The 11,457-nt window shown below is 72.2% G+C and carries 12 protein-coding genes; 10 read left to right on the forward strand and 2 right to left on the reverse strand.

Features of this window, described 5'->3' with window-relative positions:
- Positions 1–80 precede the first annotated feature (80 nt).
- The gene (locus GA0070561_RS07560) at positions 81–1,175 is read left to right on the forward strand and encodes an aminotransferase-like domain-containing protein (RefSeq protein WP_091396885.1); all 1,095 of its coding nucleotides are present in this window, start codon (positions 81–83) and stop codon (positions 1,173–1,175) included.
- Positions 1,176–1,498: 323 nt separating this feature from the next.
- Positions 1,499–2,653: a magnesium/cobalt transporter CorA gene (corA, locus tag GA0070561_RS07565; RefSeq protein ID WP_091396888.1), complete on the forward strand. Its 1,155-nt coding sequence runs from the start codon at positions 1,499–1,501 to the stop codon at positions 2,651–2,653.
- Between the two features lie 82 nt (positions 2,654–2,735).
- On the opposite strand, the gene GA0070561_RS07570 is transcribed toward corA, so the two are convergent.
- On the reverse strand, positions 2,736–3,515 hold the full coding sequence (locus GA0070561_RS07570; RefSeq protein WP_091396891.1) for a hypothetical protein: 780 nt from the start codon (positions 3,513–3,515) through the stop codon (positions 2,736–2,738).
- A gap of 84 nt (positions 3,516–3,599) precedes the next feature.
- Here GA0070561_RS07570 and GA0070561_RS07575 point away from each other — a divergent pair, with 84 nt between their 5' ends.
- Both GA0070561_RS07575 and GA0070561_RS07580 read left to right on the forward strand, forming a co-directional pair.
- Positions 3,600–4,130: a peptidylprolyl isomerase gene (locus GA0070561_RS07575; protein ID WP_091396894.1), complete on the forward strand. Its 531-nt coding sequence runs from the start codon at positions 3,600–3,602 to the stop codon at positions 4,128–4,130.
- Between the two features lie 94 nt (positions 4,131–4,224).
- Positions 4,225–5,136: a rhomboid family intramembrane serine protease gene (locus tag GA0070561_RS07580; protein WP_091396897.1), complete on the forward strand. Its 912-nt coding sequence runs from the start codon at positions 4,225–4,227 to the stop codon at positions 5,134–5,136.
- On the opposite strand, the gene GA0070561_RS07585 is transcribed toward GA0070561_RS07580, so the two are convergent.
- Positions 5,129–5,557, reverse strand: coding sequence for a PH domain-containing protein (locus GA0070561_RS07585; protein WP_091396899.1), 429 nt, complete (start codon positions 5,555–5,557; stop codon positions 5,129–5,131). The two genes, GA0070561_RS07580 and GA0070561_RS07585, sit on opposite strands and share 8 nt — an antisense overlap.
- Before the next feature lie 112 nt (positions 5,558–5,669).
- On the opposite strand from GA0070561_RS07585, the gene GA0070561_RS07590 reads away from it, so the two are divergent.
- The 6 genes from GA0070561_RS07590 to GA0070561_RS07615 all read left to right on the forward strand — a co-directional run bounded on the left by GA0070561_RS07590 (position 5,670) and on the right by GA0070561_RS07615 (position 11,426).
- Positions 5,670–6,842 carry a thiolase family protein gene (locus tag GA0070561_RS07590; protein ID WP_091396902.1) on the forward strand — a complete coding sequence of 391 codons (1,173 nt, stop codon included), beginning with the start codon at positions 5,670–5,672 and terminating at the stop codon, positions 6,840–6,842.
- Positions 6,843–6,897: 55 nt separating this feature from the next.
- On the forward strand, positions 6,898–7,911 hold the full coding sequence (locus tag GA0070561_RS07595; protein WP_091396905.1) for a phosphotransferase family protein: 1,014 nt from the start codon (positions 6,898–6,900) through the stop codon (positions 7,909–7,911).
- A 111-nt stretch (positions 7,912–8,022) separates the two neighbouring features.
- Positions 8,023–8,529, forward strand: a complete 507-nt coding sequence (locus GA0070561_RS07600) for a hypothetical protein (RefSeq protein ID WP_091396909.1) — start codon at positions 8,023–8,025, stop codon at positions 8,527–8,529.
- A gap of 89 nt (positions 8,530–8,618) precedes the next feature.
- Positions 8,619–9,311, forward strand: coding sequence for a response regulator transcription factor (locus tag GA0070561_RS07605; RefSeq protein WP_091396912.1), 693 nt, complete (start codon positions 8,619–8,621; stop codon positions 9,309–9,311).
- Positions 9,312–9,339: 28 nt separating this feature from the next.
- Entirely contained in the window at positions 9,340–10,770 is a 1,431-nt protein-coding gene (locus GA0070561_RS07610) for a sensor histidine kinase (RefSeq protein ID WP_425255889.1), read from the forward strand.
- Between the two features lie 56 nt (positions 10,771–10,826).
- Complete coding sequence (locus GA0070561_RS07615) at positions 10,827–11,426, forward strand: hypothetical protein (protein ID WP_091396919.1); 600 nt, start codon at positions 10,827–10,829, stop codon at positions 11,424–11,426.
- Positions 11,427–11,457: the final 31 nt, after the last annotated feature.

Consider the following 11,457-nt stretch of genomic DNA (forward strand, 5'->3'; position numbering starts at 1 on the left):
CACCCGACCCGGTGGCTCAGGATGCGGACATCGCCGTGCCGACCGCGCGTCCCCCGCCGCCGCCCGTACGCTCAACATCCATGACCGCCGAGCAGTTGATCTCCTTTGCCCGTGGGGCTCCCTCGCTGGACATCGTCGATGTCGAGGGGCTCAAGGCCGCCGCCGTCCGCGCCTTCGACGCCGACCCCGCGGGGGTGACGGCGTACGGCACCTCCGTCGGGTACCTACCGCTGCGAAAGTGGATCGCCGAGAAGCACGGGGTCGAGGCCGACCAGGTGCTGGTCACCAACGGGTCGCTTCAGGCCGACGCGTTCCTCTTCGACCACCTGGTACGCCCCGGCGACGCGGTGGTGGTGGAGCGCCCGACGTACGACCGGACGCTGCTCAACCTCCAGCGGATGGGCAGTGAGCTGCACGGCATCGCCGTCCAGCCGGATGGCCTGGACACTGCCGAGCTGCGCAAGCTGCTGGAGTCCGGGGTCCGCCCCCGGCTCGCGCACGTCATCCCGAACTATCAGAACCCGGCCGGCATGACGCTGTCGCTGGAGAAGCGCCGGGAGTTGCTCGACCTGGCCGCCGAGTACGAGTTCACGATCTTCGAGGACGACCCGTACGCGGACATCCGCTTCCGTGGCGAGGCGCTGCCGTCGATGCTCTCGCTGGACACCCGCAACGTGGTGGTGCACGCATCGAGCTTCACCAAGACGGTCTGCCCGGGTGTGCGGGTCGGTTACCTGGTCGGCCCGGCCGACCTGATCGCCTCCATCGCGAAGAACGCGACGAGCCTCTACATCTCGCCCGGGATGGTGTCTCAGGCGATCGTGCACCAGTTCTGCGTTTCCGGTGACATCGACCGGTCGATCGAGACGGTCCGGGCGGCGCTCGGCGAGCGGGCCCAGGTGCTCGCCGATTCGTTGCGCCGGCACCTGCCGCAGGCGCGGTTCGTGGAGCCCGACGGCGGCTACTTCCTCTGGGTGGAGTTCCCGGAGGACGTGCTGGTCGACCGGCTCGCCCCGGCGGCGGCCGAGCGCGGGGTCGCCGTGGTCAAGGGCAGTGACTTCGTGCTGAACGGCGGGCGGCACGCTCTCCGGCTGGCCTTCTCGGCGGTGACCGCCGACCGGATCGACGAGGGTGTCCGGCGGCTCGCCTCGGCCGTCGAGGCCGTCCGTAGCTGAATTAACTGTCGGGTTCCTGACAGAACGACGATACCGGCCGTCCCGGGGCTCCCCTCCGGGCGGCCGGCTGGCCCACAATGCTGCGAGCGTCACCCCGCCGGCTGCGGAGTTCACCGTCCGGCCTCCGGGCCGGCCCCGCCGGGTTGACGCGGCAGCACAACCTCCCGCCCCCACAGGTGCCGGGTGGGCCGTGTCGTCCCCCGCACACCCCCCGATGCGGCCCGGCCCGCCCGGCGCCGCCCCCCACGCGACCGCCGTCACACCGGTCCTCGACCGCGATCGGCGTAGCCTGCAAGCCGCAGCTGAGCGCGGGAGGTGACGCGATGACGGATCGGACAGAGCGGGACCGGACGGCACCGTCGACCACCGGTCGGGTGCTGCGGCCTCGGGCGTGGCCCTCCCCGGTCCGGGCGATGACCCGGATCCTCAACGCCGACGGCTCGCCGCCCGTTTCGGCCCCGACGGGCACCGGCACCGGCCGCAGCGCTGTGGTCGACTGCGCGCTCTACGTCGACGGCAGGCGGCAGCCCGGCGACTGGACCTACGCGGAGGCGTTGGCCGCTGCCCGCCGCGAGGAGCACGGCTTCGTCTGGATCGGTCTGCACCAGCCGGAGCTGGCCGAGATGACCGCCATCGCGGAGACGTACGGCCTGCACGAGCTGGCGGTCGAGGACGCGGTCAAGGCCGAGCAGCGCCCCAAGCTGGAGCGGTTCGGCGACGTCGTCTTCCTGGTGCTGCGTACCGCCCGCTACTGCGAGCACACCGAGCTGACCGAGAACTCCGAGGTGGTGGAGACCGGGCAGGTGATGCTCTTCATCGGCCCGAACTTCGTGATCAGCGTCCGGCACGGCGATGCCTGCCGGCTCGCCCCGATCCGCGCCGACCTGGAGACCAAGCAGGAGTTGCTGCTGCACGGCCCGTGGGCGGTGGCGTACGGGGTGACCGACCGGGTGGTCGACCTCTATCTGGAGGTGGCCGAGCAGATCGAGGACGACCTGGACGTGCTGGAGGCGGAGGTCTTCGACCGGCACGGCCACGGGCGGATCCAGCGGATCTATCAGATGAAGCGGGAGCTGGTCGAGTTCAAGCGGGCGGTGGTGCCGTTGCAACGGCCGCTGATGACGCTGACCTCCCAGGTCAACCGGGACGTGCCCAAGGAGATCCGCAAGTACTTCCGGGACGTGCAGGACCACCTGAGCCGCACCGTGGAGCAGGTGAACTCCTACGACGACCTGCTGAACTCGATCCTCCAGGCGCGGCTGGCCCAGGTCACCGTCGACCAGAACAACGACATGCGCAAGATCGCCGCGTGGGCGGCCATCGCCGCGGTCTGGACCTCCATCGCCGGCGTCGAGGGCATGAACTTCGACAACATGCCCGAGCTGAAGATGACGTACGGCTATCCGGTGGCCCTGGCCCTCATGCTCGGCGTCTCACTGGCCCTCTACCGCTGGTTCCGCCGCAACGGCTGGCTCTGACCTTGCGGTAGTGCCCGCTCAGGCGGAAGCGCCGGCGAGTGGGTGGACCCACTCGCCGGCGCCCGATGCGCTGCTGTTGACCTCAGCGGCGGCCGTTGGTGCGGGCCGTGTCCTTGCCCAGCGCCTTGGTGAGGTCGTCGGTCGGCCGACCGGAGACGTCGGTGGCGCCCTCGGCGACCGACGGGACCTTGTCGGTCGGGCGGACACCGGTCGGCTTGGCCGGGGCGGTGGTGCTGGCACTGGAGCCGCCGGCCACCGCCGAGCTGCCCGCGCCGGTCATCCCCGCCGCGCCGGACATGGCGGACCCGTCGGACCCCCGGGCGGCGGACGGCGTACGCACCTCGATCGAGTCGACCTCGTCGCGCATCGGCTCCAGGGTGCTGCGGGTCGGGTCGTACTCGGCCCACTCCTGCTGCTCCCGGCGGCGACGCAGCGCGACCGCGCCGGCCAGGCCGGCGATGGCACCCGCCGCCAACAGGCCGGTCATCATCGAGCCGCGACGACGCGGCTGCTTCTTCTTACCGGTGATCCGCATGGTCTTCGACTTGGCCTTCCTGGTCAGCGGCCCTGCCTGCGCGGCGCCGTCACGAGCAGCCGCCGCCAGTGGTGCCAGCGTGGTGAGAGTCGTCCCCCAGCCGGTCGACGCGCGGTCGCGTACCTTCGCGGCCGTCGGTGCGACGTAACCCCGGGCCACCTGGACCCGCGGGCCGACGGTCGCGCCGGCACCCTTCGCGGCGTGGTTGGCTGCCAGCATCAGGTGGCTGATGCTCTGGTTCAGCTCGGCCAAGGCCTGCTGCCCCTGGGACTTACGCCGCCCGAATCCAAACACGGTCCTACCTCCTGGGAGTTGTTCCTTCGTCATCCTCCACCTTCGGATGCCTCCGCGATGCCAGATCGGGCACATGGGAGGATCCGCATGGAACTGACCAACGAGTGAGGAGTACCCGTGGCCGAGGCTGTCTACGCCACCCTGCACACCAACGCTGGCCCGATCCGGCTGGAGCTCTTCCCGAACCACGCGCCGAAGACCGTCCGCAACTTCGTCGACCTGGCCGAGGGAAACCGTGAGTACACCGACCCGCGCACCGGTCAGCCGGGCAGTGGTCCGTACTACGACGGCACCATCTCGCACCGGGTGATCAGCGGTTTCATGGTCCAGATGGGCGACCCGACCGGCACCGGCCGGGGCGGACCGGGCTACAAGTTCGCCGACGAGTTCCACCCGGAGCTGCGGTTCGACCGTCCGTACCTGCTGGCGATGGCGAACGCCGGACCGGGCACCAACGGTTCGCAGTTCTTCATCACCGTGTCCCCGACGCCGCACCTCAACAACCGGCACACCATCTTCGGCCAGGTCGCCGACGAGGAGTCGGTGAAGATCGTGGATTCGATCGCGAACACCCCGACCGGCCCGAGCGACCGTCCGCTCCAGGACGTCGTCATCGAGCGGGTCGAGATCGAGCGGTCCGCTTCCTGAGCGACTGGCGAGGTACCTTTGCTCGCATGATTGAGCGCTCCGGAGCACAGCCGGTGCCGGTGGACCGTGCGATGGCGGACGGAGGGTCGGCCCGGTGAGCGAGTCTCCGCCGACCACCCCGGTCTGCTACCGGCACCCCGGCCGGGAGACCTACATCCGGTGCACCCGCTGTGACCGGCCGATCTGCCCGGACTGCATGCGGGAGGCCTCGGTCGGGCACCAGTGCCCGGAGTGCGTCAACGAGGGACGTCGCAGTGTTCGGCCGGCACGTACCGCCTTCGGCGGCGGTACGGCCGGCCGGCACGGCTATGTCACCAAGGCGCTGATCGCCGTGAACGTGCTGTTCCTGCTCGCCTCCATCGCCTCCGCCCGGGGCGGGGACGCGGCGGTGGGCGGCTCCGGCTTCGGCGGCCTGATGGGTGGCAGCACGCCGCTGACCGAGTGGGGTGCGGTGCTCGGCCGCGCCTACCTCTCCGACTACACGCTCGGCGGGATCGCCGACGGCCAGTGGTACCGGCTGGTCACGGCGATGTTCCTGCACTACGGCGTGCTCCACCTGCTGCTCAACATGTGGGCGCTGTGGGTGCTCGGCCGGTCGCTGGAGGCCAACCTCGGGCGGGTGCGGTTCGCCGCGCTCTACCTGATCGCGGGCCTCGGCGGCAACGTGGCCGCCTACCTGTTCAGCAGCCCGCGGGCGGCCACCGTCGGCGCGTCGACAGCCGTGTTCGGTCTGTTCGCCGCGCTGATCATCATCGAGCGCAAGTTGGGCCGGGACATTTCCCGGATCATCCCGATCTTGGTGATCAACCTGGTGTTCACGCTGGCCGTGCCGGGCATCTCGATCCCCGGGCACCTGGGCGGGCTGGTGGTCGGCGCGCTCATGGCGTTGGTGCTCGCGTACGCACCGCGCAGTCGTCGCACGCTGGTGCAGGTCACCGGTGGGGCGCTGATCCTGCTGATCCTGCTCGCGCTGGTGCTCTTCCGGACCGCCGCACTGCTCACCTGATCGGGCGGGCGGCACGCAACGCGGCGGCCACCTCTTCCGGGGTGGCCCCCAGGTCGTACCGGCCGAACAGGTGCAGCGAGTTGCCCGCGTCGATCTCCAGGGTTTCGCTGGTCAGCCCCAGCCGGGGCCGCCGGTCGACGGCGATCGCCTCGACCGCCGACCAGGGCAGCAGTCGCCGTCCGGCGAAGCCGTGGATGACGGTGAGCCCGGCCGGGTCCACCGCCAATCGGACCGGCGCGACCAGGTCACGTACCGCCCAGCCGGCCAGCGCGGCGGCGGCCAGGACGGCCACCGCCAGGCGGACCGGGTCGCCGTCGGCGAAGAGCAGCCCGAGCGCGACGAGCAGGACGGCGCCGGCCAGTTTCGCCGCCGGCAGGCTCGACGGCACCCGCCACTGCTGTGCCGGGGAGGTCTCATTCACCCGCCCAGCATGCCAGCGGCAGTCGGACTCCGGCACCTCGTGCGGGTGTGGCCGGACGACCGGTCGATGGACGACGTAGGATCGGGGCAGCCCAAGTTACCGGGGAGTAAACATGAGTGACGCGGTCATCGTCGGCGCGGTACGTACCCCGGTCGGGCGGCGCAAGGGCAGCCTCGCCAGCATCCACCCGGTCGACCTCTCGGCGCACGTGCTGCGCGCCCTCGCCGAGCGCACCGGGCTCGACCCGGCCCAGGTCGACGACGTCTTCTGGGGCTGCGTGTCCCAGGTCGGCGAGCAGTCGTGGAACATCGCCCGCAACGGCGTGCTCGCTGCCGGCTGGCCCGAGACGGTGCCCGGCACCACACTGGATCGGCAGTGCGGCTCCAGCCAGCAGGCCCTGCACTTCGCCGCCGCGACGGTGCTCTCCGGTCAGGCCGACCTGGTGGTCGCCGGCGGGGTCGAGTCGATGACCCGGGTGCCGATGGGCTCCAGCGTGGCCGGCGGCATGCCGTTCAGTGACCAGCTACGCGCCCGTTACCGGGGCGTCGAGGGCTTCGCCGACGACGCGCCGCTGCCGTTCAACCAGGGGGTCGGGGCCGAGCTGATCGCCCAACGGTGGCGCCTCTCGCGTACCCAACTGGACGAGTTCGCGCTGGCCAGCCACGAGAAGGCGGCCGCCGCGCAGGACGCTGGCGCGTTCGACCCGGAGCTGACCCCGGTGCCGCTCGCCGACGGTGGCAAGTTCGCCGCCGACGAGGGCATCCGCCGGGAGACCTCCCTGGAGAAGCTGGGTGAGCTGGCCACCCCGTTCCGCGCCGACGGCGTGGTGACCGCCGGTTCCGCGTCCCAGATCTCCGACGGCGCCGCGGCCCTCGCGGTGACCACCTCCGACTGGGCCAGCCGACACGGCCTGCGCCCGCTGGCCCGGATCCACACCGCCGTGGTCGCCGCCGACGACCCGGTCGCCATGCTCACCGCGCCCATCCCGGCCACCGCGAAGGCGCTGCGCCGCGCGGGGCTGGGCATCGAGGAGATCGGGGTGTACGAGGTGAACGAGGCGTTCGCCCCGGTGCCGCTGGCCTGGCTGGCGGAGACCGAGGCGGACCCGGAGCGGCTCAACCCGCGCGGCGGGGCGATCGCCCTCGGCCACCCGCTCGGCGGCTCCGGTGCCCGGATCATGACCACCATGCTCCAGCACATGCGGGACAACGGCATCCGCTACGGCCTCCAGACCATGTGCGAGGGTGGCGGCATGGCCAACGCCACCATCGTCGAGCTGGTCTGACGCGGGGCGGGAAAAGGCTCGCCTCGACGCGGAACGGCCGCCTAAGGTGCCCAGCGTGACGACGATCGCCGGTGAGCGTGCCCCAGACTGGTCCAGCGAGCAGTGGCAGGTGCGGGCCCGATCCTGGGTCGACGCGCAGTTGAGCCAGGCCGGCCGACGGGTGACCGGGCTGGTGGAGCCGAGGCTGCGGCCCTGGTCGCTGGTGTGGCGGGTGCCCACCGACGACGGTCCGGTCTGGTTCAAGGCCAACAACCCCGGCACGGTGCACGAGGCCGTCCTGATCACGGCGCTCGCCGAGTTGACGCCCGACCGGGTGCTGACGCCGATCGCGGTGGACCCGGCGCAGGGCTGGTCACTGCTGCCCGATGGCGGCGAGTCGTTGCGCGACGTGCTGGCGCGCGACCCCGACCTGGCGCACTGGGAGCGAGCGCTGCCCGGGTACGCGGCGCTGCAACTGGCGAGCGCGTCGCGCGCCGACGAGCTGGTCGCCCTGGGCGTGCCGGATCAGCGTCCGGAGGTGCTGGCCGGTCTCTTCGCCGAGCTGCTCGACGATCACGAGGCGCTGCTGATGGGTGCCGAGGGCGGGCTCAGCCCGGAGGTGCACGAGCGGTTGCGGGCCGAGCTGCCGGCGTACGCGCAGCGGTGCCGCCGGCTCGCCGACCTGGGCATTCCGGCGACGGTGCAACACGACGACCTGCACGACGGCAACGTCTTCGCCGGCGCGGCCGGGTACCGGTACTTCGACTGGGGTGACGCCTCGGTGGCGCACCCGTTCGGCACGCTGCTGGTGACCCTGCGTTCCATCGGGCACGCCGGGAAGCTCGCCGCCGATGACGCCCAGCTGGTGCGGTTGCGCGACGCGTACCTGGAGGCGTGGACCGACCGGTACGACCGGCGGACCCTCGTGGAGGCGGCCGACCTCGCGATCGGCCTGGGGCCGGTGAGCCGGTCGCTCTCCTGGCGTCGGGCACTGGACACCCCCGAGGAGTCCCGTGCCGGGTACGCCGACGCGGTCCCTGGCTGGCTGGAGGAGCTGTTCGCCGCCAGTCCACTTCAGCCGAACTCCTGACCATGATCCGTCCGAGTCGGAAGTCGGACAGGCAGTGCGACACGGGGCGTGGAACTTCCAAAAAACCCGCGTGACCCACGTCACCCTGCTGGGGACGTCGTTGGGCAGGTCATGGACGTCTTCTCCCGAACGTTCCTCCCGGCCGCCGCTGAGGCTGGCCTGGCCGTGCAGACGGTGAGCCGGCACATGCCGGTTTTCCGGCGCTGTGTCGGCTCCGGTGACGCCACCATCCTGGTCACCCGTTGCAGCCGCCCCGACCGCCCGGTCACCGGCGACTACCTGTTGCTACTCACACACCGCCGCCTGGTGGTGACCCAGCAGACCCGCCTCCTGCACCGACTGCGCCTGCACCTCAACACCGAGTTGCGCGAGCTGAGCAACGTCACCTGGAGCCCGGACCCGCGGCTGCAGTCGGTGGAGATGGCGGCCACCGCGATCGACGGCATCCGTGAGCGGTTTCTGATCCGGACCAGTCACCCGAAGCAGGTCTGGCAGCTCGACGCGTTGCTCAACCAGGCGTTCCGGACCCGCCTGCGGCCGCCCGGCGCGCGGGTCGTCGCCAGCATCGGTGACGCACCGGCCGCCGTCCGGCCCGGGATGTTCGCTCCGTCCTGGTGAGCTGACCCCGACCGGGTGTCGCCCGGCCTTTACCGAATTCGAACACACACCGATCGCGCCGAGCCTTCGCAGTCGGCAATCATGGGCCGGTGACCGTCGAACCACCGCATCGCGGGCTCGTCCTCGTAGTGGAGGACGAGCCGGCCATCGCCGACCTGGTCCGGCTCTACCTGACCCGGGACGGGTTCGGCGTCCACCTGGAACGTGACGGCGAGGCCGGTCTGAGTGCGGCCCGCCGCTTGCGTCCGGTGGCCTGCGTCCTGGACATCGCGCTGCCGGGTCTGCCCGGCACCGAGATCTGCCGCCGGCTGCGTGAGGCCGGCGACTGGACCCCGGTCATCTTCCTCACCGCCCGCGACGACGAGGTGGACCGGATCGTCGGCCTGGAGCTGGGCGCCGACGACTACGTCACCAAGCCGTTCAGCCCTCGGGAGCTGGTTGCCCGGGTCCGCGCGGTGCTGCGCCGATCCGCCGGCGGCCCGGAGGGCGCGGACCGGCCACGTGTCGTCGGCCCGGTGACGCTCGACCCGGGCCGCCGCACGGTCACCGCCGCCGGCTCCCCGGTGCAGCTCACCTCCACCGAGTTCGACCTGCTGGCCCACCTGATGGCCCGGCCCGGCCGGGTCTTCACGCGGGAGGAGTTGCTGGCCGGTGTCTGGGGCTACGCCGCGCACGCCGGCACCCGGACGGTGGACGTGCACGTCGCCCAGGTGCGGGCGAAGCTCGGCCCGGCGAGCGTGATCCGGACCCATCGCGGCGTCGGGTACGCGGTCGATGCCTGACCACCCCGGGCACGTCGAGTCGCCGACCATGGCCCTGCCGGTGGTGGGCGCCCCCTTACCCACCGCACCCCGACGAGGCCGCCTCGGCCGTACGCTGACCGCCCGCGCGGTGCTCGTCACCTGCGCGGTGGCGCTGGTGTCGGTGCTGGTCACCGCCATCGTCGCGGTGCCGTTGGCGATCCGGGGCGCGGAGCGCAGCGAGCAGGAGGCGCTCGCCGCCCAGGCCCGGCTCGCGGCCGAGGTGCTGCGGACCCGCCTCGACCGGGGTCGCAGTGCCGACGAGGAGCGGCTCATCCAGCAACTGCGCGACCAGGGCATCGACGCGTACCTGATCCGCCGTGGGGCGGTCGACCGGGCGGGTCTGCCACCCCGGGTGGTGCAGCGGATCGGGCAGGGCCGCAACGTGTCGGCCCGCCGCTCGGTCAACGGTGAGCGGGCCCTGGTCGAGGGTCGGGCCCTGCCCGGCGGCAACGGGGTGGTGCTCTCCCGTCCGCTGGCCAACGGGCTGTGGGCCCGGGTGCTGCTCAGTCTGTGGTTGCCGCTGCTGGCCGGGTTGACCGCCGGTGTGGCGGCCGGGCTGCTGCTGGCCCGTCGGCTGGCCCGGCCGATCCGGGTCGCGGCCACCGCCGCCGCCCGACTGCGCGCGGGTGACCGCGCCGTCCGGGTGCCCGTCGAGCCGCCGGACGAGGTCGCCGACCTGGCCGAGGCGTTGAACGGTCTGGCTGCCGCGCTGGCCACCAGCGAGGGCCGACAGCGGGAGTTCCTGCTCTCCGTCTCGCACGAGCTGCGCACCCCGCTGACCGCGATCCGGGGGTACGCCGAGGCGCTCGCCGACGGGGTGCTCGGTGCCGACGACACGGTGGACACCGGTCGGACGATGCTGGCCGAGGCCCAACACCTGGACCGGCTGATCGGCGACCTGTTGGCACTGGCCCGGCTGGAGGCCGCCGACTTTCCCCTCGAACCGGTGCCGGTGGACCTCACCCAGTTGGCCCTGGACGCGGAGCCGACCTGGTCCGGCCGGTGTGCGGTGGTGGGCGTGCCGTTCCGGGTGGAGACGCCCGGTCAGCCGGTGCCCGCGTACACCGATCCGGGGCGGATCCGGCAGGTGCTGGACGGGCTGCTGGAGAACGCGCTGCGGGTCGTACCCCCGGGGTCGCCGGTGGTGCTCGCGGTCCGGCCGGCCGGCGCGGACCCGGCGCACGGCGGCGTGTTGGAGGTTCGCGACGGCGGGCCCGGCTTCACCGACGACGACCTGGCGGTGGCCTTCGAACGCGGTGCGCTGCACGAGCGTTACCGGGGGGTGCGCAAGGTGGGCAGCGGACTGGGGTTGGCGCTGGCCGCCGGGCTGGTCCGCCGGTTGGGCGGGGAGATCGCCGCGGGGCACGCGCCGGAGGGCGGTGCCGCCTTCACCGTCCGGCTGCCCGGTGATCCTTACCTGACCCGAACATCGGCCTGACGCTCCGCTCGTCGTTCCCGGGAAGGCTGAGGGCTCCACGGACGAGAGGGAGAGTCATGCCACGTTGGGGTATCGCCACCGGCACCACGGCACTGCTCGCGGCGGTCGCGCTCGGCGTCAGCGGCTGCGGCGCGGCCGAAGTGGCCAGCCAGCCCGCCCGGGATGTCGCCGTCGAGGTCGCCGCCGCCATGGGAGTCGAGGGTCAGGCGCTGGCCGCGATGGGCTTCGACGCCGACGACCTGGACGTACTGACCGTCGCCGCACCGGCCACGCCGACGCCGGGTGCGTCCCCCAGCGCAAAGGAGAAGGCCCGGGACAAGCGCGGTGAGGAGTGGCGCAAGCGCCGCCAGGCCCGCGTGCTGTTGCGCAGGAACACCCTGCACGGTGAGGCGGTGGTGAAGACGAAGGACGGCGGTACGCAGACCGTCGCCGTGCAGCGCGGCGAGGTGACAGCTATCGACGGTGACTCGATGACCGTCAAGTCCACCGACGGCTTCACCATGACCTGGACCTTCGGCGACGACCTGAGGGTGGTCGAGCGGCGGGCCACCGTGCAGCCGAGTGAGGTCACTGTCGGTGACACGCTCGGCGTCGCCGGCGCGAAGGACGGCGACAAGGGCGTGGCCCGGCTCATCCTCGTTCCCCGCGCCAAATGAGCGCAGGGGCCCTGGCCGACGCCAGGGCCCC

This window comes from Micromonospora saelicesensis (genome assembly GCF_900091575.1).
In the GTDB taxonomy this organism is placed as follows: Bacteria; Actinomycetota; Actinomycetes; order Mycobacteriales; family Micromonosporaceae; genus Micromonospora; species Micromonospora saelicesensis.